We start from the raw sequence: 22,684 nt of genomic DNA on the forward strand, positions 1-22,684 counted from the left end.
CCCTGGGGAGCATTGCGTGGCGCGCCGCTGTTTCCCCGTCGAGGACGTGTGATACGAACGCGCGCATGACGAACATCGACCAGTTCCTCGACTTTGTGCGCAAAGCGATGGTGATTGGCTGCTGCTCGAGCGCGACGGTGCCATCTGGCTTTGGAGCCACGAGATCCCGATGGACGACGCGCCGGTCCACTCGACATGGGCGATGCAACGCCGTTTCTCGACGAGATTTTCTTGATCGCCAGGCGCAATCGCGTGCGCGACGCCGAGGATCCGCGATCGTTTGCGGCCCCCAGGAAAGCCGAAGAACCGCCGTTACGGGCCGCGACGAAGCAGGCGGTCCCTCGACCATGCGCCTCCGGCAATTGCTCGACCGGGAGGGCCACGAAGCCGCCGAAGGACGAGGCATCAGGGCTGGGGCCAGCAGGATGGAGTCCATCGTCCAGCTGGTGTCGCAGCCCGGTGCGGCGTGGAGTTGGGGCGCGGCGCCACGGGTGGGCTCCGGGCGAGGGCGAGCTTCCTCAGGGCGTCTGCTCTCATCTACGCGGGACGAAGGAGGGGGTCGCCGTCCGCACCTACCTCCCACCGCAGAGCGCGGGCTGCCTGTGACGCGTCTCCTGGAAACCGGGCGTGGGCAAGCGCAGGGGCGTCTCCCGGCCCAGGGCGAGGAAGGGGGCCCAGTAGTGGGGGTGAGGCCGTGCCAGCCGCAATGCGCGCATGGCCTCGCGCAGCGCCGTGGCGCGACCCTGACCTGACAACAGGTTCGAGTAGTAGGCCTCCATCAGCTCGCGTGTCGCCTCGTCGTTCACCTTCCAGAGGCTCATCACCACTGTCTCCGCGCCCGCGACGAGGAAGGCTCGGTGCAGCCCGTACACGCCCTGGCCGAGTTTGACGTCGCCTCGCCCGGTGTCGCACGCGGAGAGGACGACGAGCTGGGTGCCCCACAGATTGAGGCCCGCCAGTTCCAGCGCCGTCACCAGCCCACTGTCAGGCGCAGGGGACGCGGGATTGGCGCCTTGGGGCACCGGGGCGCCCGCCCCGGCCAGGACGAGTCCGGAGCGCAGCAGGGGGCTCGGAGGGCTGGGGGCCCGAGCGTTCTCGTTCAGTGCACCGAAGCTGACGACCGCGCGCGCATCCGGGGGCGCGGCCCCCTCATCCAGGAAGAAGCCATGCGTGGCCAGATGGAGGATACCCGGAGGAGACAGCTGTAGCAGCCGAGACCTGGAGGCCTCGGGACCGAGGAAGAGCTGGGCCTGCGGGATCAGGCGTTGGATGGCCTCGGCTTCCTGGCGGGAGCCTGGAAGGGGAGTCGGGGCCCAGGCTCGCCGTGTCAGGTCCGCGCGCAGCGTCGAGAGGTGCTCGCCGGTCAGCGAGGGCATGTCGCTCAGGAGCGCTTCCTCCCTGGCGGAGGGGAGGGCGGAAAGGGGCGTGTTGAAGTCAGGATCCGCGAGGACGACCACGGAGTCAGGGGGGGCATTCTCCCGTGAGCGAGGCAGCAGGTGCTTGCCGGAAGGCAGATAGGTGAAGTCGAAGTCATCCACGAGGAACCGGCGGCCGTCGTCCAGGGCGGCAAAGGGCACCAGGGCGAGCTGGCCATCCGGCGAGAGGAAGAGGCGGCGGGTCGTGCCCAGGAGTGGACGGAGGGATTGGAAGGCAAGCTGGTAGAGCGCCTGCGCCGGAGCCCGGAAGTCCGCGTCACGATTGGCCAGTGCGTCACGCAGGCGCAGGGCGGCGGCGTCAATGGGCTCGGCGGGTCCCAGGTCCTGGAAGCGGATGGTGGCGTCCGGGAAGAGCACCAGCGCCAGATAGCGTAGCGGGCGGGAGCCCTGGCCAGCGGACGTGCCGGGCCTGGGCACGAGCGGGAGGTCCACGTAGGAGATGAATTCGACGAGGGCTCCGTCCCTGGGCAGCGCCGCGGCGACCCGGTCGACAATCTCGTCGGGGGGCGGTAGCGCGGCCAGCTCGCGAAGGGGGGCGGAGCGCCTGGCCAGGTCTGTTTCGAGGGTCGCGGCCTGCTCGGCCAGCTTTTCGAGACGCTGCTCGTGGGCTTTCATGGAAAGCGCTCCGGGGCCCTGGAGGGAGAGCTGGGCCAGCTGGGTGCGCAACTCCTGCAGTCGCTCGAGGGTGGCGCGATCCCCGGTGCCCAGGCTCCGGTAGATGGTGCGGGAGATATGGGCGCTCTCCTCAACGGAGCGTCCCTTGAGCAGGAGGGCAGCGGCGAGGGTCAGGCGTCTGACGTCGGCGTTGTCGGGATGGGTGCGCAGCAGTGCATAGAGCCGTTCCTCGTCGGTGCGGAGGTGCTGAAGGAAGCGGGCCATGTGCGCCTCGGAGAAGCCGAGTGCCTCCAGGCGCAGGCGCTGCTCGGAAATGGCAAACGCGCGCGTCAACAGCGGCAGGGCCTCGGCAAGGCGATGCTGGGCCAGATGGGCCACCGCGAGCTGGTTGAGCGTTTCGACGTTGTGGGGACTGTTCTTGCCGAAGGTCGCTTCCCGAATGGCGAGCCCACGCGCATAGAGACGCCTGGCCCTGCCATATGACTCCTGAGCCGAATAGAGGTTGGCAAGGTCGTGCAGCGCCTCGGCGACGTCGGGGTCCTTCCCGCCAAAGGCCGCTTCCAGGATGGCCAGTGCGCGCCGGAGAAGCGGCTCGGCGCGAGCGAGCTGCCCCTGGGCCAGATAGAGGTTGCCCAGCTTGCTGAGCGGAATGGCGTAGTAGGGATTGCTCCTGCTGGAGATCGCCTCCCAGCTCGCCAGCGCGCGCAAGAAGAGCGGCTCGGCGCGTGCGAAAAGTCCCTGGGCCATGTAGAGAGTGCCGAGATTGCCGAGCGCGAGTGCGACTGGGCCGCTCTTCTCGCCGAAGGTGGCTTGCCGGATGGCCAGCCCACGCTCGAGGAGCGGCTCGGCACGAGCGTACAACCCTTGAGCCAGATAGAGATTGCCGAGTCTGAGCGCCGGGGCGGCGACGAGGAAGTGGCTCTTGCCAAGGGCCGCTTCCCAGATGGCCAGCGCGCGCAAGAAGAGCGGCTCGGCCCGGCTGTACAAACCCTGGAGTTCGTACGTCGCCGCGAGTCGATAGAGCGTGTCCGCGATGAGCGGATGGTGCTCGCCGACGGCCGCTTCCTGAACGGCCAGGGTGCGTTCGTAGAACAGTTCGGCACGCGCGAACGCGCTCCGGAGCAGGTTGAGCCCCGCAACCGCGATGAGCAACTCCGTGACGTTGGGAGGGTTCTGCTCGATGGCCGCTTCCCAGATGGCCAGCGCACGCACCTCGAGCGGCTCGGCACGAGCGGACAACCCCCGAGACCGATAGAGATTGGCGAGCCCCCAGAGCGAGGCCGCGACATTCGGATGGTTCTTGCCGAGGGCCGCTTCCCGAATGGCCAGCGCGCGCACGAAGAGCGGCTCCGCGCGAGCGGAAAATCCCTGGTGCTGGTAGCGCCAGGCGAGGTCGTCGAGCGTCTGGGCGACGTCCGGATGGTTCTTGCCGTGGGTCGCTTCCTGAATGGCCAGTGCGCGCAGGAAGAGCGGTCCCGCACGAGCGTACGAGGCTTGTCTCTGATAGAGCCTGGCGAGGTTGTTGAGAGACTCGGCAACGAGGGGATGGTTCTCGCCGAAAGCCGCTTTCCGGATGGCCAGCGCCCGCGTGTAGAGCGACTCGGCACGCTCGTAGAATCCCTGGGCCGGGTAGAGGTTGGCGAGGTGGGTGAGCGTCTGCGCGATATCCGGGGAGTTTTCGCCCAGGGCCGCTTCCTGGATGGCCAGTGCGCGCAGGAGGAGCGGTTCGGCCCTGGCGGGGTTGCCCTGACGCAGATGATACGAGCCGAGCAGGCCCAGACTCCTGGCGACGTCTGGATGGGTGACTCCGAGTACCGCCTCCCGCAGTGCCAGCGCGTGCTCGCCCCGCGCGATGGCATCAGCGTACCTGCCCGAATCCCAGAGCGTGTTCGCCTCGTCGAAGGCTGTCTGCGCCTCCCGCAGCCGCGCCTCCGGTAGTTCCTCCCCGGTCGCCGCTCTTGCGGCGCAGCACAGGGCCACCACCACGAGCCACCCGCGAAGCAGCATGTCCCCCCCTTTGGGCCCGGAGAGCGTCATTCCCCATCGCCCATCAGCTGAAAACCACGCTGAAATGGAGCACAGGAGAAAGCAGAGGGGACGAGGGGCTCAATCCCCCCGCGCGCCAGGCTCAGACCTCGTGAAGGGTTCCGAACAGAGCCCTTACAAGCCACTGGAGCCGGCGAGACCGTGTGAGCTTGCTCGGGTTTCCTGCGCGGAATCCCTCTCCCTCCGGCGATAGGCCGGAGGGAGAAGCACGTGCGAGTCCGCGGCTCAACGCGTGATGCTCGGAAGTCTCACTGTCCGCCCGTGTTCGAGGTCCAGAGCGGCGTGACGCCGGTGCTATTGTAGACGACGAGGTTGCCGTCGTTCTGGATGGCCAGATAGGCGCCCGCATTCCCGTAGGTGTTGCTGTGCCAGAGGTGAGCGCCGACAGTCGGGGTCGAGGTGCTGTAGAGGACGAAGTTGCCATCGTCCTGCATCCAGGCCGAGCGCCCATTCGTGTTCCAGGTGGCTGTCGACCACAGGGCCCCCTGGCCGTTCCGGTAATGGACCAGGTTCCCGTCGCCCTGCATGACGAGCGTGAACCGGCCATCGCTCGACGTGAGGCTCTGGCCGGTTTGGAGCGACTGCCCCGCCAGGAGCGCGACGGGGTAGATGGCCCTGACGCCGACCGCATCCGTCGCGGTCAGGTTGAGGTCGCCGATGTTCGTGCCATTGCACTGCGGATAGTGCATGACCGAGGCCGAGTCATAGGCGGTAATCGCCCGCCAGTAGGGGTCTGACTCATCCGGGCACGCGCCCCCCGCCTCGGGGCGGATGTGCTCGTGGCGGAAACCGAGCGCGTGTCCAAGCTCGTGCCGCAGCACGCCGGTGAGCGTCCAGGGGGAGATGTTCCCGAAAGAGCTGGTGTCGATCAGGATCTCACGGGCGTAGCGGGGATCGGGCGGGAAGAAGGCGCGGGCCAGGTAGGGCTGGTTTGCCACCATGCGCACATTGAAGACGACATTGGTGGTGTTGTCGCAGCTGGAGTCCAGCGAGGAGGCGTGGACGAACTGGAGGTTCGCGCCGGTGTTCTTCCAGGCGTTGGCGGCGGCGGTCATCGCGCTCACCACCCTGGCGTAGTTACCGCCGAAGCTGGTCGAGCTGATGCAGTAGGTGAGGTTGCGCGCCGCGGGGATGCTCCAGCGGTTGGCCCACCCGGGGATGTCGAGGAGGGTGAGGGGCTGCCGGGTGGTGCCCAGGTTCTCCTGCTCATTCGCGAGAACCGCCTTGCCGCTCATCCGCTCATAGAACTCGCGCAGGCGGTCCTCGTTCAGGATAGGCTCGTCACCGTTGACGATGAAGATGCCCGTGTCAGGCTCCTGGTAGACCTGGGCGCGGAACTCTTCCCATGTCTGTTGTTGAGTCGACTCTTGCCGCGGCTCGCCCTCGCACGCCGCGAGGCAGAGCATCGAGACGGCAGAAGCACGAACAGCCACATTGCGAATGTTGAGGTGCATGGTTCTCCCAGGCTGAATTGCCATTGGAGGGCCGAGAAATGCCCTCCGCACGAGTAGAGCCGATAAATGGAAAATCGATGCAGCCAATCCGCGGGCGGATGAGCGACGGCTTCTCGTCGTCCATGACGTTAGTGGCTTTCCCGTACTCGAAGTTGATTCCGCGGCATCTGGCTCTCAGCGCAGATGCAGGGGTGTATCCCGGCCCATGGCGATGAAGGGCGCCCAGTAGTGAGGGTGGGGTTGCGTCTGTCGCAACTCGCGCATCGACTCGCGCAGCGCCGTGGCGCGGCCCTGTCCCGCCAGCAGGTGCCGGTAGTAGGCCTCCATCAGCTCGCGTGTTGTCTCCACCACGAGAATCCACCCGCAGACCTGCCGCATGTCAGCTCCTGGTCCCCGTCCCGGTTCGATATCCCTGGTCTGACTGGCCCCTACACGCAACTAGAGCCGGTGAGTGATGCAGCGATTCGTCGTGGCAGACTCGCGGCCCCAGTCCTCCCGAGGAGCCCCATGCCCCGCTCACGCAGGCAGTTCCTGACCCACACCGCCCTGGGCCTTGCTGGCGCTGTCGCCACCGGACGTGCCGCGGAGGCCGCCACATCGGATGCCGGCACTCCCCCCCAGCAGACTCCGCCGGGCGCTCCGCCCGCGTTCGCGACAGCACCTGCCGTGGGTCCAGAGGTCACCGCCGCCACCTTCGCCGAGGCGGAGAAGCTCGCGCGGGTGCAGTACACGCCCGCCGAGCGCGCCCAGGCGGCCTCCACCTGGCGTGTGTCCATGGCCCCGCTGCAAGAGCAGCGCACGGGTCCACGCAAGGTGGCACTGGAGCCCGAGCTGGCGCCCGCGTCGCGATGGGACCCGGTGCTCCCGGGCCTCCAGGCCGGTCCCGCGCGCAACCGCTTCGTGCGGAGCAAGGCCGCCGCCATCCCGCTGCCCTCCCGTGAGGAGGACATCGCGTTCGCCCCCGTCTCCACGCTGTCTCGCTGGATCGAGTCCCGCGCCCTCACCTCGGAGCGGCTCACCCAGCTCTACCTGGAGCGGCTGCGGCGGTTCGACCCGAAGCTCCAGTGCGTCATCACCCTGACGCCGGAGCTGGCGCTGGAGCAGGCCCGGCGCGCGGACCAGGAGCTCGCCAGGGGCCGCTACCGGGGCCCGCTGCACGGCATCCCCTGGGGAGCCAAGGACCTGGTGGACACCGCCGGCATCCCGACGACCTATGGCGCGGAGCCGTACCGCGACCGGGTCCCCACCACGGACGCGGTGGTGGTGGACCGGCTGCATCGCGCTGGCGCGGTGCTCGTGGCCAAGCTGAGCCTCGGCGCGCTGGCGCTCAACGACATCTGGTTCGGCGGCGAGACGAAGAACCCGTGGCTCCTGGAGGAAGGCTCGTCGGGCAGCAGCGCCGGGCCCGGCGCGGCGACGGCCGCGGGCCTCGTGGGGTTCTCCCTGGGCAGCGAGACGGGCGGCAGCATCATCGCGCCCGCCATGCGTTGCGGCGTCACCGGGCTGCGCCCCACCTTCGGCCGGGTCCCCCGCACGGGGTCGATGACGCTGTCCTGGTCGCTCGACAAGCTCGGACCCATGACGCGCGGCGTGGAGGACTCGCTGCTGGTGCTCGCGGCGCTCTCCGGGCCGGACGCGGGGGACGTGGCCAGCGTGCTTGGCCGGCTCGACTTCGACGCCAACGCGGGAGTGAAGGGGCTGCGCGTGGGCTATCTCCCCGCCTGGATGGAGCAGAGCCCGGCGACGGACGTGGACCGCGCCGCGCTGGAGTCCCTGAAGCGCCTGGGCCTGAAGCCCGTCGAGGTCAAGCTGCCCGACTGGCCCTACGCCTCGCTCAACGTCATCCTCTTCGCCGAGGCGGCGGCCTCCTTCGAGGAGCTCACGCTCTCCCGAGGCGTGAACGCACTGTCGATGCAGGTTCCCGACGCGTGGCCCAACCTGTTCCGGCAGGCCCGGTTCCTGTCGGCGGTGGACTTCGTCCAGGCGGACCGGCTGCGGCGGAAGGTGGCCCGGGAGATGGCGCGCGTCATGTCCGAGGTGGACCTGCTGCTGGTGCCCTCGCTGCGAGAAGAGGCCCTCACCATCACCAACTTCACGGGCCACCCGTCACTGACCCTGCGCACGGGCTTCGTCGAGGTCGCCAAGGCCCGGAGCGACTGGGCGCCCAATCCGGAGCGGCCCCTGCCGACGTTCTCGCCTCCGCGCCGGGTGCCCCACGGCGTCACGCTGATTGGCCGCCTCTTCGACGAGGGCACGATTGGCCGTGTCGGCATCGCGCTGGAGCGTGCCTCAGGCGTCGCCCATGAGCGGCCTTCCGGGTTCTGACCCCTGACGGCCAGGACTCGCGGGCTCCTGGGAGTGCTTCCGCCGGGCCAGCAGTTGCGAGGTGCGCGACAGCCGCTCGGCCCCGAGTAGCAGCAGCTCACGGCGCAGCTCCGGCGCTTCCTCGAGGAGCCGTTCGAAGCGCTCGCGATGCAGCTTCAGGAGCAGGCATGGCGTCACGGTCCGGACCGTGGCGGTCACCAGCTTGCTCCGTAGCAGCGAGACCTCACCGAAGACATCGCCCTCCACGAGATCCGGGTAGGGCGTCTCGTGTCCGTCCAGGTGCTGATGGAGCACGGCGCATCGTCCCCGCACGAGCACGAAGAGCGCTTGCGCCGCCTCCCCGCGGGTGAGGACCTGCTCTCCGGCCCTCAACGTGACAGGCGTCAGCGTGTCCTCCACGGCCCGCCGCAACGGCGGCGACAAGGTGGAGAAGAAGGGGCTGTTGCGCAGCGCTCCCACCCTGGCGCCCGAGGGCTCCGGGATGACCACGACCTCCGGCGTCACCACCGTGGCGCGCGCCGGTGCACCCTGGTGGGAGGCGGGAGGGGGCAGCCCACGGCGCGCATGGAGTTCCCTCAGCAACGACCGGGCCCTGGCGTGGCACGCATCGAGCTGGAGGATGACCTTGCACACCGCGATGGCACGCGGCAGCCAGCCCGTCCTCGCCCACGCCTCGGCGATGTCCTGGTACTCGGCGAGGGACTCACGCGTCCTTCCCAACCGCTGCAGCACTTCCGCCACCTTCTGGCGGTAGGTGAGCTCGTCGGGCGCCGCCTTCGCCACCTCCTGGAAGGCGGCGAGCGCCCCTTCCAGGTCCCCCGAGGCGAGCAGCTCGGCGCCTCGGGTCCTGGTCGCTCTCAGCGAATCCGCGGCCTCGCGCCTGCTCCGGGCCGGCGGCTCGTCGTGCGCCTGGGGGCGCTGGCCACTGTGGGGGGACTCCTTGGGAAGGACCGGACGCGTCTGCTTGAACATGAAGGGCATGGGGGGCTTCTCCCGTCATTCACCGCGAGGGTGCCCATCAAGATAGCCACCGCCACGGTGAGAGGCTGTGAAGGCGCTCACAGCCCCGGAGTGGAATCGCATACAGGTATGACCGGGTGCGTTCCTGGCCCGTCGAAATGAATGGCTGTCCGAGCTGGGTGTCCCGCGCCAGCCATCTGAGTGCTTCACGGCGCCCCAGCGGGGAGGCAAGCTGCGCTCCGAGCCGAGGGCGCGCTTTCGCGTGAAGGTCCTCGTTCCCCTGGAGGTCGTGTGATTCGAGCCGGTTTCTCCCTTTCGACTGTCGCCGTGGTGCTCCTGACGTTCACCCTCTCGGCCGGAGCCGCCCCGGCAGGGGCTCGCGCGCAGGACGAAGCGGCGCTCCGCAAGCTGGTGGCCGATCAGACCAATGCCTGGAACCGCCAGGATGCGGCGGCCTGGAGCAAGGACTTCGCCGAGGACGCCGTGTTCATCAACATCGTCGGCACCATCTTCAACGGCCGCCCCGAAATCGAGCAGCGACACGCCTCCATCTTCAAGACCCTCTTCAAGGGCAGCCGGAGCGAGGTGACGGTGCAGAAGGTCCTCTTCCTCGACGGCGGCGTGGCGGTGGTCGACACGCAGCACCGGGTGACCGGCTACGCGGGGCTTCCTCCGGGCGTCCAGGCCACCGAGCCGGGCGTGCTGCGAACCCAGATGCGGTACGTGTTGAAGAAGACCCGGGGACAGTGGCGCATCGTCGCGGGCCAGAACACCGACGTGAAGCCCGCGCCCGCGCCTCCGCCTACCGGGACTTCGCCGACGCCCTGAAGCCCCGCCTGGGATGGCTCAGCGGCGGCCCCTGGCTCTCGGGCGGCTCTGACTCGGACAGCACCTTCGGAGACTGGCGTGGTGACCCGCAGGACTCGGCCACCACCTGGCCGACACCCAGGAGGCGTGCATCAACCAGTGGCAGGTGGATGGCGGGTTCGCCAACTGGAACAAGCCGCTGGTGGTCGCCATCGGTGGCAAGTGGACGCAGACCTGGAGCCAGAATGCGGCGGCGCTCTATCGGCAGCTCTGGTAGGTCTCTCTCCGCTTCCTGATGAAATCCGGTCGTTGTTGCCACTCAGAGGCGGAATGACTGCATCTGCTGTCTGTCGATGTCAGTCCTGCTTGCTACGACGTGCATCCTGAGCCCTCGCGGCGTTCCGCCGCAGGAGCCATCAGGAGCCACACCCCGTGATTCGAACCCGGATTCTCGCCGCGCTGCTCGCGCTGCCACCGACTGCCCATGGAATGGGTGGTGAGCAGGACGGCGTTCCCTTCCTCATCCGCGGCCGGCTGGGCGCGGCGGACCCCGCGCTCGCGGGCTTCGGCTCGGCGGATGTGCACCGCGCCATCCAGGCGTCGCTGCCCAACATCGCCTCCGTCTTCCGCCTGCGCGCCGAGGACCTGGTGGTCAGCCGCATCCGCGTGGACGAGGAGGGATTCACCCACATCCGCTATCACCAGACGAAGAACGGTCTGCCGGTGCGCGGGGAGGAGCTCATCATCCACCTGGATGCCGCGGGCAACATCGTCATGGCCAACGGCACCGCGCGTGACGGAGAGCCGGGGGCGCCCTCCAAGGCGCGCATCGCCGCGCACGCGGCGCGGACGGCGGCCCTGCGCGACACCGTGGGCAGGGACCTGGACATCGACGGCGAGCCGCAGCTCGTCTACCTGCGCGCTGGCGAGGGCCAGAAGCTGACGCTGGCCTACGAGGTGGTGGTGACAGGGGAGGGTGATGGCAGGCCCATCCGCGACCACGTCTTCGTGGATGCCACCACGGGCGCCATCGCGGGCCGCGTCGGTGACATCCACTCGGCGATGAGTCGCGCGGTGTACAGCGCCGACAACGGCACCACCCTGCCGGGCACCCTGCGCCGGGGCGAGGGCGGGGCCGCCACGGGCGACCCCCATGTCGACAAGAACCATGACCTGCTCGGGTACGCGTACAACTGCTTCCAGAGCGCCTTCAACCGGGACTCGTACGACAACGCGGGCGCGCCGCTGACGAGCACCGTCCACTACGGCGTCAAGTCCCTGCAAGCCTACTGGGACGGCAGCCAGTTGGTGTTCGGCGACGGCTACGGCGACGACTTGAACGTGACGTACGGCCCGCCGAGTCGCGACCCGGACATGGTGGTGCACGAGCTGACCCACGCCGTGACGTCGACCGAGTCCAACCTCATCTACGCCAACGAGTCCGGTGCCCTCAGCGAGAGCCTGTCCGACATCTTCGCGGCGGCGTGTGAGAGCTGGTCGAATGGCTGGGCCAGCAGCTCGGGCGTGTGGATCATTGGCGACGACTTCGTGTCGCCGGGCTACCCGGGTAGGGGCCTCCGCGACATGGCGGGTCCGACGTACAGCTACTATCCCGAGCGCTACGTGGGCACCGACGACTACGGCGGCGTGCACGCGAACTCGGGCATCGTCAGCCTGGCGTTCAAGTTGCTGTCCACGGGTGGCAGGCACCCGTACTCCAAGACGGTGACGCTGGTGCCGGCGGTGGGCGTGGAGAAGGCCGCGCGCATCTTCTACAAGGCCAGCACGGACCTGTTCACGGCCTCCACCACCATCGCCCAGGCGAAGACGTATACGGCGCAAGCCGCGTCGCTGCTGGGCTACACGACGGCGGACGTGGACGCGGTGAACCTGGCCTGGGAGGCGGTGGGGGTGGGCTGGGCGAAGCCTCCTCCGTCCTGCACCCTGCTGACCAACGGCGTGGCACGCACGGGCATCTCCGGCGCCCAGGGCTCCACGAAGTACTTCTGCTTCGACGTGCCGGCGGGCCGGCGGTCCACCTTCCGCGTGTACGGTGGCGAGGGTGGTTTGGACATGTACGCGCGCATCGGCACGGCGCCGACGACCGATTCGTATCATTGCGTCAAGCCCTACAGCGGCCACGACTCCGCCACGTGCGAGATCGCCGCGCAGCCGACCCATCAACGCATCTACCTCATGCTGCGCGGCCACGAGTCCTACTTCAACGTCACGCTCCGTGCTTCCTACTCGAGCGTGCCCGCCAATTAGGGCCAGGGACGAATGGCGGTGTCTCCGGCGCGGGTGGCAGCGGCACGGACTCTCCTCTACGCTTCACGTGCGCCGTGAACCGACTTCTCCCCATCCGTCTGGGCTGTCTCGTCCTCGGGCTCGTGCTCGGGCCGGCGGAGGGGCTCGCTTTCGAGTGGCTGCCCGAGTTCCAGAGCCTCAGTGAGGAGGAGCCCGACGCCTTCGAGGGCCCCGAGCGTCTGGGCTCCGAGTACACCTCCGACATCCACTCGTACGCCAAGCCGCTCGAGTGGGAGTATGCGTGGCTCACCTCGGACATCGCCTTCGATGGCGTGATTGGCAGCACCAGCGCCACGCAGTTCCTGATGGACTCCCGGGCGAAGGCATGGGTGGAGATCATCCCCGGGCGGCTGGACTTCCGCTTCACCTGGCTCGACCACGGCGACCAGGAGCGCGAGTCGCGCCATGTGGTGCTGGAAATCGTGACGTGGCTGCACCGGGCCGTGGGCCTGTCCGTGTACGGGGAGCCCGCCATGCACAAGCGGCAGGCGGACCTGGGCGCGGCGCTGCTCCTGCGTCCCGGGCCCCGCCATGAGGTGCGCCTGTTCTACACGCGGGTGGACCTGGTGCGAGGCACCCGCAGCGACCGTCAGGAGACCTTCGCCGAGGGCGGCGCGCCATGGACGGCGGGACTCGTGGGACGCGTGTTCCGCGCGCCGGAGAGCGGCTCCCGGGACTTCCTCGAGTACGCGGTGCGCTGGGAGGGGAGCACGCGGTGGCGGTTCCTCGACGAGCAGTCCGAGTACGGCTACGCGAGGCGCTTCGCCTCGCTGTTCCTCCAGGTGGACACGGGGCGGGGCTTCGACGTGGCCCTGCGCCTCCAGGCGGACCGGAAGTGGGAGTCGCGCCAGGCGTTGGAATCGGGGGCGGACGTCGTCGAGGAGCGCTGGCGCACGGACCGGCTGCTGGCCCTTGTCCGCGCGGTGGTGCGCGGGCGGGGGCTGCTCGAGGGCTGGGAATTCTCCCCGGGCGTCCACCTCGCGCTGCGCCGGTGGAACATCAACGGCCGGGTGCTCGCCTACAACGAGGTGCTCCCGCACCTGTGGGTGGAGACTCCCACCGCGGGCCTGGGCGCGGACGCCACGCTGCGCGGGTTGCTGGGGTACGAGGCGACGTACCACGGAGAAAGTGGCGCCTTCGAAGAGGCCCTGGGCGAGCGCTACCGTCCGTCCCGCGAGGACTACGACGGCATCCTCCACCACCGGCTCAACACGGGCCTCCAGGTCGCGGTGGGAACGCGCGCGGCGCTGCGGCTGATGGTGACCTGGGACCTGGACCGCTCCACCGCGAACGGCCGACTGTGGCAGGGAGGCGTGGGTCAGCTCCGGGTGAGCTTCTGAATCCGGCGATGAGAAACGAAGGGGCTCATCCTGTGATACGAGGGGTTCGTTTCCTGAAATCGGAGGCTCGTTTTGACGTTGTTCCGTGTTTGTCTGACTTCGCTGCTGGTCGTGGTGGTCGCCTGCGGTGATTCGAATCCAGTAGCAACCCCTGATGCCGGCCAGACGCTGTCGGACGCGGGCAGCAAGACGCCGGACGCAAGCACTGAAACACCGGACGCGAGCACCGAAACACCGGACGCGAGCACGGAGACACCGGACGCGGGCAACGAGACGCCGGACGCGGGCACGGAGACGCCGGACGCTGGCACGGAGACGCCGGACGCGGGCAACGAGACGCCGGACGCGGGCAACGAGACGCCGGACGCGGGCACGGAGCCCGAGGCGAACGTCATCGACAACTGGGGCTTCGAGGAATGGCCCGGTGCGCTTCCCGCGATGTGGTTCGGAAGCACGTCGAACATCGCCACCGACGAGGTGCAGAAGGTCCAGACGAATGCTTTCGAGGGCCTGAACGCGGTCCGGCTGATCAATGCTTCGACCACGCACAAGCGTTTCAGCACCCAGGCGAAGTCGATGCCCGCGGGCCGCTACTCCTGCACCTTCCAGGCGCGGGGCACCGGTGAAGTTCGAAACGCCTTCTTCGGCGGCGATTACTCCAACTACTCGGCCTACACCGCGGTCAACACCCCGAATTGGACCCGGTTGGCGTACAACTTCAATCTCGCCGCCGACGTCCTCGACACCTTCGAGCTCATCTTCAGCGTCCTGAATACCCGTGGCGAGCACCTGCTCATCGATGACGTGCGCTGCGTTCGGGCCGCCGAGCCGTGTGATCAGGTCAGTTGTTCGCCCTGGGAGCGTTGCGAGAATGCCACCGCGACCTGCGAGCCGCTCCCGGGTCGCTGCAACGACGCCGCGGACTGCAGTGAATGGCAGACCTGCGACGGAACCAACACGTGCGTGGTCGCCGAGAATCGCTGCGCCCGCCACGCGGATTGCGCGGGGACTCCGGAAACGCCGGTCTGCGATGTCGCCACGCATCTGTGCGTCGAGGGCGACCCCTGCGCGGGCGTCACCTGCAGTCACCCGGCGATGAGCTGCAACCCCACGACCGGCGTGTGCGAGCTGGCTGAAGGGGCCTGCTTCACGACCTATGACTGCCGCGGTGACCTGCCTGCCTGCGACACGGCGACCCAGCGCTGCGTCGCCGCCAGCCACCCTTCGAACATCATCCGCAATGGGGGATTCGAGGACTGGAGCACCCGCCCCATTCCCTACTACGGGAACCCATTCATCCCTGACTATTGGTACGGGCTCGACAACGGCGTCAGCGACCCGGGTACCGAGATCAAGCCGTCGCGCCTCATGCTCTACACGGAGGCCGTGCACGGGGGTTCGAGGGCGCTGCAGTTCGTCGTCCCCATCCAGGTCGCCGAGCGCTTCTCCCTCGAGAAGTTCAACGTCCCGAGCGGCAACTACTCCTGTTCGTATCGGGTGCGCGGCCACGGCAGCATTCGCCATCGCATCTATTCGAGCGCCGGCTGGAGCGCGCAGACCGACTTCCTCACGGTCGACAGCGACGAGTGGCAGCCGGTGTTCTTCCGCTTCACCGGCAACGTGCGCGACTGGCGCCTGTTCTTCTATCCGAGCCGCAGCGAGGCGGACCGCGACCACCTCCAGATCGACGACGTCGTCTGCACGAAGGACTAGCAGGCCGTTGAAGACGTCCCTGGGGCGGGGGAGCGCTCCTCCGCCCCAGCACGACGAGGTTCAACAGCCCGCTAGAGGCTGATGGCGATGACCGAGCCCACCCGGGTGTTGTTGGTCTCGCTGACCTCGGGGACGTAGTTGCCCGCGTCCACCACGGCGCCGAGGTAGTAGTTGCCCGGGGTGCGCGGGGGCGGCGGGTACGCGGTGCCCGTCACCTGTACATCGACGCACTGGCTCGGGCCGAGGTTGGTCACGGGGGCATTTCCCGCGGGCTGGTCCACGGGAGGGAACGGCCCGCCCATGTACGGGGTGATGACCGTGTCCTGGGAAAGGTAGACCGCCACGGTGGTGCTGGCGGCTACGCTTCCGTAGTTGCACACCTTCACGGTCGTTGTGAGGCTCTGCCCGGACTGCACGCTGGCGGGGCCCTGCACGGTGGCGACGATGAAGTCCGGCAGGCTCGACAGGCCCTGTTCCACGGCCGTCTGCTGCTGCTCCTCCTCGGGGGTCCCCGCGCCACAGCCCACCGTGGTCACCAGCGCCAGAGCACCGAGGAAGGTCCGCGTGATGTTGCCTTTCATGGTCCTGCTCCTTCTGGGTGAGAGTCCGTCTGCCTTTTAACCCGCCGCGGACCGCGGGTTGACGGGTTTTGCGGTCCTTCGAGAAGGAAGGGGCACAAGGAAATGGAGAGGGGAGGCCTTCCTCTTATCGGCACTCCACCGTTGAGCTAGAACGTGGGCATGATCCGCTCGCGTCTCCTTCTTCTTGCCCTCTCGGCAACGATCGCGGTTGCCACCTCCTGCTCCTCGTCGGAGCCGGACTCCCTGGGTCCCCAGGACGGCGGTCCTCAGGACCCCGGCGGCCCCCAGAACCCCAAGGACCTGCCGACCATCGTGCGTTTCGACGCGACCCCCGAGACCATCGCTTCGGGCGAGTCCGTCAAGCTGTCCTGGGAAGTCGCCAACGCGAAGAGCGTCTCCATCAACGACGTGGGTGAGGTGCGCGGAAACTCGGTGGATGTCCGCCCGGCGACGACGACGACGTACACGCTCACGGCGACCAACGATCGCGGCAGCACCACGGCGAACGCCACGGTCATGGTGAGGACGTCCGGAGGGACGCCGATCTCCGGCAGGCTCACGACGCGCACGCTGACGGCCGCGGGCTCGCCGTACCGGGTGATGGGGGACCTGACGGTGCCGGAGGGGAACCGGCTCACCATCGAGCCCGGTGTCCGCATGGTCTTCATGGGGCGCTTCAAGCTCTCCGTGTTCGGACGAATCACCGCGCGGGGCACCGCCGCGAATCGCATCGTCTTCACCGCGGACAATCCCACCGCCGGTTGGACGGGGATGCGGCTGGCGGCGACGTCGGATTCCGGTTCGGACACCCTCGAACACTGCGTCTTCGAGTACGGCAACAAGGTCGGCGGTCAGGACGGCCCGGGTGACGAGGGCTCGTACTCCGATAACGCCGGTGGCGCGCTCTGGATTGGCTCGCGCGCGAACGTGAACGTGAACAACAACGAGTTCCGCTTCAACAAGGCGCCCGCGTTCGGCGGCGCGCTGATGCTGATCTCCCCGACCAGCTCGGGTGTCGCCTCCGGGAACAACTTCCACGACAACGAGTGCACCGGTCCGCGAACCCAGTTCCAGGGCGTGGGTGGAGCGGTCAACACCGCGCACCTCTCGGCCAGCACCCACTGGACGTTCCGTGGCGGCGAGTTCCGCAACAACAGGGCCCCGGAGGGTGGAGGGCTCTACTTCTTCGACAGCAACGTGACGCTCGACGGAATCACGATGTCGGGCAACACCCCGCAGAACTGGGCGACGCCGGAGCCGCACCGGCTGACGATCGTCGGCACGCCGAGGTAGACCGGGGACGGGGGTTTTCCCATGCCCGGCTGCCGAGCAGTCGGGCGCTCCCACCCTCACTGCGGTCACCCGCCCAGGTCGAATCTACCTTGAGGGCATGTCCGACGCGTTCACCCTCCTGGAGGTCGCGGGGCGCCAGGTGCGCATCAGCCGGCCGGAGAAGGTCTTCTTCTCCGCGCGCGGCGAGACGAAGCTCGACCTCATCGAGTACTACCTGGCCGTCGGTGAGGGCGTGCTTCGAGGCGTCCGCGAGCGCCCGTGCGCCCTCAAGCGCTATCCGGATGGAGCCGAGGGCGCCTTCTTCTTCCAGAAGCGGGTTCCGGCTGGCGCACCCGAGTGGCTCCAGACGGCCGAGGTGACCTTCCCCAGCGGCCGGAGCGCGAACGAGTTCTGCCCGGTGGACCTGGCCCACGTCGTCTGGGCGGTGAACCTCGGTTGCCTGGACTTCAACCCGCACCCGGTCCGCCGGAGCGACCTGTCGCACCCGGACGAGCTCCGCATCGACCTCGACCCGCAGCCGGGCGTGCGCTTCCCCACCGTGCGCAAGGTCGCCCTGTGCGTGCGCGAGGTGCTCGAGGAGCACGGGCTCGTCGGCTACCCGAAGACGTCCGGGGGGCGCGGCATGCACATCTATGTCCGCATCGCGCCGCGCTGGGACTTCACCCAGGTCCGCCACGCGGCGCTCGCGCTCGCGCGTGAGGTGGAGCGGCGCATGCCGCGCGAGGCGACGAGCGCCTGGTGGAAGAAGGAGCGCGGCCGGCGGGTGTTCGTGGACTTCAACCAGAATGCGAAGGACAGGACCATCGCGTCCGTCTATTCCGTGCGCGCCAACCCCGAAGCGCGCGTGTCCTGCCCGCTGCGCTGGGACGAGGTCGCGGACGTGGAGCCCGAGGCGCTCACGCTCGCCACGGTGCCCCGGCGCTACAAGAAGCTCGGCGACGTCTGGGGGGAGATGGATGCGCGTGCCTTCACGCTCGACAGCCTTCTCGAGCTCTTCGAGCAACAGAAGGCCGCGGGGCTCGGTGAGGCCCCGTTTCCTCCGCACTTCGACAAGCAGAAGGACGAACCGCTCCGTGCGCCGCCCCGCGAGGGCGCGCTCCGCGCGAAACCGGCCCTCGCGGCACGTGGGCGGCGCCAGCCGCGTCGCGGCGGAAGCCGCTGAGCCGCCCCGGGCGCGACTGCTTCATCAATGAGCGGTGACGGCCTCGCCCTCGGCGGCGAAGACCTCGGCGAGCTCGGTGGGAACCGTCCGCTCCAATTGAGCGTAGGTGCACGAGCGCGGCGTCCGGTCCGGGCGCCACCTCCGGAAGTGCGTGGCGTGACGGAAGCGCATGCCCTGCAGGTGGTCGTACGCCACCTCGACGACGAGCTCGGGGCGCACGGGCTCCCAGCTCGGGTCTCGCTGCGAGCTCCAGCGGCTCGGGGCTCCCGGCATCCGGACCGCGTCGTCCTCCACCTCGGCCCACTCGCGCCAGGGGTGCGTCTCCATGGCCCGCTTCCGGTACTTCTCCAGCTTCTTCGCGAGCTCCCCCCGTTGCTTCGCGCTGAACCCCGTGGCGACGCCCGCGTGGTGCAGCGTGCCCTGGTCATCGTAGAGGCCGAGCACCAACGAGCCGACGCCCTGGCCGTCCTTGTGCCAGCGAAAGCCACCGACGACGCAGTCCGCGGTGCGCTCGTGCTTCACCTTGAACATCTCACGCTTGCCTTCGAGGTAGGGCAGGGCGAGCGGCTTGACGACGACTCCATCGAGCCCGGCCCCCTCGAACCGGCTGAACCAGGCTTCGGCCACCTCGCGGTTGTGCGTGGCGGGCGTGACGTGAATCGGCGCGCGGACACCCGCGAGTGCCTTTTCGAGCAACCGCCTGCGCTCGTGGAAGGGCTTCGGCCGCAGGTCCCGCTTGTCGAGGGCGATCAGGTCGAACGCCACGAACGAGGCGGGCGTCTCCACCGAGAGCTTCCGGATGCGTGAAGCCGCCGGATGGATGCGCTGCAACAGCGCGTCGAAGTCGAGCCCGCCGTCCTCGCCCACGATGACGATTTCACCGTCGACGACGCAGCGGCGTGGCAGGTGCGTGCGTATCGACTCGACGAGCTCGGGGAAGTAGCGCGTCATCGGCCGCTCGTTGCGGCTGCCGAGGATGATCTCGTCCCCGTCGCGATAGACGATGGCGCGGAAGCCGTCCCACTTCGGCTCGTAGAGCACCTCGCCTTCCCCGGGAAGCTCTCTCACCAGCCGGGCGAGCATGGGCGACACCGGGGGCATGACGGGCAGGTCCATGGAGGGAAAATTGGACCTGCTGGGTCCGGTGAACAACCCGGAGCCCGAGTGTCACCGCGGTTGATGCCTGCCCGCTCAGCGACCGGGTCGGCCGGGAAGCGTGGATGACGGTCGGCGCTATTTCGCCGAGAAGAGGCTGCACCGCGAACGCCTTCCTCGTGTAGAGATCTCCTACATGAACCCGGTCTCGACGATGCGACTGCGCCTGGGCCTGTGGGCTTTGCTGCTGGTGTTGCAGTTTCTCGTGACGGCCTCGCCTCCGGAGGCCCTGGCTCCCGCCGTGGCCGGCTCGGTCTACCTGCCGCTCATGGCCCTGCGAGCCCTGGGGCTTCCCGTCATCAGCGCGGCGGAATCGGGAGGATGGGGCGGGCCTTCGGCGCTCGGGTTGATGGCGGTCGTTGTGTTCTGGGCGGCGGTATGGTGGGGCGTGGTGTCTCTCGTGGGGCGCGTTCTCACCGCTCGTCAGACCCGCGGACGCTCGACGACCTCGTCCACCAGCCCGTAGTGCACGGCCTCCCGGGCCCCCATGAGCCGCTCTTCCTCGCAGTCGCGGAGCACCTGGTCCACCCGCTGGTTCGTGGCGCGCGCCAGGCGCTCGGCGAAGTTCTGACGTATCCGCTCCATCATCGGCGCGTCCTCCGGACGGCCTCCGGTCATGGGCGTGAGCATGAAGCGGGCATCGGCGGTGGCGAAGCGCTTGCCCCGCTCGCCGAGCGCCAGGAGGAGCACGGCCATGCCCGAGCACTGGCCGACACATATCGTGGACACGTCCGGCTTCACCTGCTCCAGCGTGTCGCAGATGGCGAGCGCCGCGGTCACCGAGCCACCAGGGGAGTTGAGGTAGAGGCGGATGTCCTCCGTGGGGTTCTGGTTCTCCAGGAAGAGCAGCTGCGCGACGACACGGTTCGCCACTTCATCGTTGATGGGTGTGCCCAGAAAGACGATCCGGTCGCGCAGCAGGCGCTCCTCCAGCTCCGCTGAAGTCGAGGACCGGGGGAGCGACGCCTTCTTTCGCGACCGGCGCGGAGGGCTTCCGGAAGGGGTTCCACCAGGGCATCGATTCCTCCGGGCCGCGCCGCTCACCGACGTGAGTGGCGCAGTCTAACAGGCAGCGCCGCAGGCGGGCTCGAGCCGATTGTCGGCCGCAGGGTCTCCGGTTCGAGTGACAATGACGGACATGGCGGTCCGCTTCGCTCTTCTCGTCTGCCTCCTCGTCGCACTGCCCGCCGCCGCCAACGTGGCCGCATCCACGCGCGCACCGGCGGCCTTCACTCTTTCCCCGGGGACCGCGCGCACGCGCTCGGAGGTGCTCGGCGAGCGGCTGGACTTCGACTGCGCGGAGGCGGAGCGCGAGGCGGCCTGCCGCTTCGAGGCGCGCTACCGGCTGCGCAACGGCACCTCCGAGGCGGAGGTCATCGACGCGGCCTTCCTGGGGCTCCGGACACACGAGGTGAGCGTGCGGTTCGACGGGGAGCCGCTCCCGGTGACGGAGGGACAGGCGGACCCGCCCGGCCCTGGCTCGGGCATCTGGGAGACCGCACCGGCGGCTTCACCGGAGGATGCGTTTGGCCGGCTCGCGCACACCGCGCACACCGCGGTGGAGCGCTTCGGCTTCACCCTCACGCTCCCGCCGGGGAGGGAAGGGGAGCTGGTGGTGCGCGGCGTGGTGCGGCTCGAACGGCGCTTCCTGCCCTCGGGGTACGTGTGGCCCGCGGTGCGGGCGCGCCACGTGCTGCTGTCATCCGAACCGGCGCGGGCCACGCACTGGGACATCGACTACCTGCTGGGGCCCATCCGCACCTGGGCGGGCAATCCCGCGCTCCACGTCTCGGTGCGTGCCCCGGCCGCGTGGGAGGTGGGGAGCAGTCCGGACACCTTCGCGCGCACGCCGCCGGTGGCCACGGGCTGGCGGCTCCGGCGCGAGGGCGCGCAGGTGGTGGCGGAGCGGCACCTCGAGGCAGCGAGCGCGCCGGAGTGGCTCAACATCACGCTGACGAAGCGCACCCGGTGGATTCCGGGCGGTGTGCAGCTGGGCCTGGGCGCGCGGCTCGGGGCCGACTCCCGCTTCATGGCGCGGCTGGGTTATCAGCTCGCCGCGCCCGAGCCCCTCCTGCACTCGCTCTCGGTGGAGACGGACTTCCGCGAGCAGCTCGTCCTCACGCCGCTCTCGCAGTACGCGACGCCGCAGATCGCCATCATCCCGAGTCTCGGTCTCGGACTGGGCGTGCCGGTGCAGGTGCGTCCCGATGTCAGGCCGGGATTGCGGCTGCTCGCGGACCTGCACTTCGGCCCGCTGGGCGCCGCGCTCAGCTGGGACCACTACCCGAAGCTGCGCGAGGACTCGGACTCCTTCTCGCGGCTCGTCCTCCTGTTCCAGGCAGGGCTGTAGGTCGAAGCGAGAAACAACCCAACGACGAGAAACTCTTGCGCGGCCTGCTCCGACAACCCGGGTGCAATCGATGCCCCTACCCCCCGAGGAGACAGCCGATGCATTCGAAGCGACTGACGTGGAACACCGTCCTGTTGTCCGCCAGTCTGATGCTCACCGCTTGCGGAGGGCCCCTCGCGGACGACACGGTCCACACCGACGCGGCGGAGACGCTGGCCACCTCCTCCGACGCGCTGAACTCGCCCATCTATGACAGGGCGCGCGCGTTCGCCGCCGCCAATCCCACGCGCGATGGGGGCACCTGGGACCAGTGGTGCGGCTCGCTGATGTGGCGCTTCGGGCAGATGCCCGAGTCCTCCGCCCGGCCCTCCGCCATCGAGGCCTACTACGACTCCACCATCGTCTCGACGGACCCCTCGAAGGCGCTCACGGGAGCCTTCCACTGGTGGGCCATTGGCGCGTACGGCCACGTCGGCGCGGACCTCAACGGCGGCGGCACGGCGGTCTTCATGGCCACGCGCAAGCTCTCCCAGTCCTGGGGCGACGCCATCGGCATCAACAGCGTCTCCGGCTACACGAGCATGTCCGGCGCGCGGTATCTCGGCTGGTCCATGGACTACGCGGGCGCCCGCATCGCCGGTGGCGGCGCTCCTCCCGGTGGCGGTGGGATTCCCCAGACGTCGACCGAGTTCGATGGCATCCCGGGGCCCATCTATTACATGCGCATCCAGACGGTCGGTCAGCGTGACTTCGGCTACACCGGCCCCATCGACGGCATCACGGGGCCGAACACGGAGAAGGTCCGGGTGCGAATCACCGCTCGCGAGCTGAACCGCCGCGGAGGCCCGTACACCTCCGCGCAGGAGGACGGCATCCCCGGGTCCATCTACTGGACTCGCGTCCAGACGGTGGGCCGGAGCTTCGGCTACACCGGTCCCATCGACGGCATCCCCGGTCCGAACACGTACAAGGCCGAGCACATGATCTGCGCGTACGCGGTCAACCGCGCCTTCTAAACCGCCTCGACGAATCCCCTAAACATCGGAGCGGTTGTTCCGAAGAAGGGGGTGGTGGTGATGGGGCAGCAGCCATTCAGGCTGACGCCCGAGCAGATGGAGGAGCGGCGACTGTTCGCCGCTT

Annotated in this window: 16 protein-coding genes and 1 pseudogene; 10 read left to right on the forward strand and 7 right to left on the reverse strand. The window is 68.8% G+C overall.

The window, feature by feature from the left end; genetic code table 11:
* Positions 1 to 572 precede the first annotated feature (572 nt).
* The 3 genes and pseudogenes from HG543_RS17395 to HG543_RS17405 all read right to left on the reverse strand — a co-directional run.
* A complete protein-coding gene (locus tag HG543_RS17395) occupies positions 573 to 4,058 on the reverse strand; it encodes a CHAT domain-containing tetratricopeptide repeat protein (RefSeq protein ID WP_169345908.1) in 3,486 nt (1,161 codons plus the stop codon).
* 287 nt (positions 4,059 to 4,345) lie between these two features.
* Positions 4,346 to 5,551 carry a M57 family metalloprotease gene (locus HG543_RS17400; RefSeq protein WP_169345909.1) on the reverse strand — a complete coding sequence of 402 codons (1,206 nt, stop codon included), beginning with the start codon at positions 5,549 to 5,551 and terminating at the stop codon, positions 4,346 to 4,348.
* Between the two features lie 174 nt (positions 5,552 to 5,725).
* A pseudogene (locus HG543_RS17405) lies at positions 5,726 to 5,902 on the reverse strand (CHAT domain-containing protein); the annotation flags it as partial.
* A gap of 315 nt (positions 5,903 to 6,217) precedes the next feature.
* Between HG543_RS17405 and HG543_RS17410 the strand changes: the two are divergent.
* Positions 6,218 to 7,876, forward strand: coding sequence for an amidase (locus HG543_RS17410; protein ID WP_343073383.1), 1,659 nt, complete (start codon positions 6,218 to 6,220; stop codon positions 7,874 to 7,876).
* Here the strand turns inward: HG543_RS17410 and HG543_RS17415 are convergent.
* On the reverse strand, positions 7,841 to 8,857 hold the full coding sequence (locus HG543_RS17415) for a cyclic nucleotide-binding domain-containing protein (RefSeq protein WP_169345911.1): 1,017 nt from the start codon (positions 8,855 to 8,857) through the stop codon (positions 7,841 to 7,843). The genes HG543_RS17410 and HG543_RS17415 overlap by 36 nt on opposite strands.
* A 270-nt stretch (positions 8,858 to 9,127) precedes the next feature.
* On the opposite strand from HG543_RS17415, the gene HG543_RS17420 reads away from it, so the two are divergent.
* From HG543_RS17420 to HG543_RS17435, 4 genes are all read left to right on the forward strand, one after another.
* Positions 9,128 to 9,664, forward strand: coding sequence for an SgcJ/EcaC family oxidoreductase (locus HG543_RS17420; RefSeq protein WP_169345912.1), 537 nt, complete (start codon positions 9,128 to 9,130; stop codon positions 9,662 to 9,664).
* A gap of 411 nt (positions 9,665 to 10,075) precedes the next feature.
* Positions 10,076 to 11,911, forward strand: a complete 1,836-nt coding sequence (locus HG543_RS17425) for a M4 family metallopeptidase (protein ID WP_169345913.1) — start codon at positions 10,076 to 10,078, stop codon at positions 11,909 to 11,911.
* A 74-nt stretch (positions 11,912 to 11,985) separates the two neighbouring features.
* Positions 11,986 to 13,290 (forward strand): hypothetical protein, encoded by a 1,305-nt coding sequence (locus HG543_RS17430; RefSeq protein ID WP_169345914.1) that lies wholly within the window; start codon positions 11,986 to 11,988, stop codon positions 13,288 to 13,290.
* A 78-nt stretch (positions 13,291 to 13,368) separates the two neighbouring features.
* Entirely contained in the window at positions 13,369 to 15,003 is a 1,635-nt protein-coding gene (locus HG543_RS17435; protein WP_246357105.1) for an invertase recombinase-like protein, read from the forward strand.
* A gap of 71 nt (positions 15,004 to 15,074) precedes the next feature.
* On the opposite strand, the gene HG543_RS17440 is transcribed toward HG543_RS17435, so the two are convergent.
* On the reverse strand, positions 15,075 to 15,584 hold the full coding sequence (locus HG543_RS17440; RefSeq protein WP_169345916.1) for a CARDB domain-containing protein: 510 nt from the start codon (positions 15,582 to 15,584) through the stop codon (positions 15,075 to 15,077).
* A 312-nt stretch (positions 15,585 to 15,896) separates the two neighbouring features.
* Here HG543_RS17440 and HG543_RS17445 point away from each other — a divergent pair, with 312 nt between their 5' ends.
* Both HG543_RS17445 and ligD read left to right on the forward strand, forming a co-directional pair.
* Positions 15,897 to 16,877, forward strand: coding sequence for a hypothetical protein (locus tag HG543_RS17445; protein ID WP_343073384.1), 981 nt, complete (start codon positions 15,897 to 15,899; stop codon positions 16,875 to 16,877).
* A gap of 97 nt (positions 16,878 to 16,974) precedes the next feature.
* Positions 16,975 to 18,039: a non-homologous end-joining DNA ligase gene (gene ligD / locus HG543_RS17450; RefSeq protein WP_169345918.1), complete on the forward strand. Its 1,065-nt coding sequence runs from the start codon at positions 16,975 to 16,977 to the stop codon at positions 18,037 to 18,039.
* A gap of 24 nt (positions 18,040 to 18,063) precedes the next feature.
* Here ligD and HG543_RS17455 read toward each other — a convergent pair whose 3' ends face one another.
* Positions 18,064 to 19,155, reverse strand: a complete 1,092-nt coding sequence (locus tag HG543_RS17455) for an ATP-dependent DNA ligase (RefSeq protein ID WP_169345919.1) — start codon at positions 19,153 to 19,155, stop codon at positions 18,064 to 18,066.
* A gap of 100 nt (positions 19,156 to 19,255) precedes the next feature.
* Here HG543_RS17455 and HG543_RS17460 point away from each other — a divergent pair, with 100 nt between their 5' ends.
* Positions 19,256 to 19,660, forward strand: coding sequence for a hypothetical protein (locus HG543_RS17460; RefSeq protein ID WP_169345920.1), 405 nt, complete (start codon positions 19,256 to 19,258; stop codon positions 19,658 to 19,660).
* On the opposite strand, the gene HG543_RS17465 is transcribed toward HG543_RS17460, so the two are convergent.
* The gene (locus HG543_RS17465) at positions 19,618 to 20,238 is read right to left on the reverse strand and encodes an ATP-dependent Clp protease proteolytic subunit (RefSeq protein ID WP_169345921.1); all 621 of its coding nucleotides are present in this window, start codon (positions 20,236 to 20,238) and stop codon (positions 19,618 to 19,620) included. The two genes, HG543_RS17460 and HG543_RS17465, sit on opposite strands and share 43 nt — an antisense overlap.
* A gap of 85 nt (positions 20,239 to 20,323) precedes the next feature.
* On the opposite strand from HG543_RS17465, the gene HG543_RS17470 reads away from it, so the two are divergent.
* Both HG543_RS17470 and HG543_RS17475 read left to right on the forward strand, forming a co-directional pair.
* Complete coding sequence (locus HG543_RS17470) at positions 20,324 to 21,544, forward strand: hypothetical protein (protein ID WP_211193987.1); 1,221 nt, start codon at positions 20,324 to 20,326, stop codon at positions 21,542 to 21,544.
* Positions 21,545 to 21,642: 98 nt separating this feature from the next.
* On the forward strand, positions 21,643 to 22,560 hold the full coding sequence (locus HG543_RS17475; protein WP_169345922.1) for a hypothetical protein: 918 nt from the start codon (positions 21,643 to 21,645) through the stop codon (positions 22,558 to 22,560).
* Positions 22,561 to 22,684 lie beyond the last annotated feature (124 nt).

Source organism: Pyxidicoccus fallax, from assembly GCF_012933655.1.
Taxonomy (GTDB): Bacteria; Myxococcota; Myxococcia; order Myxococcales; family Myxococcaceae; genus Myxococcus; species Myxococcus fallax.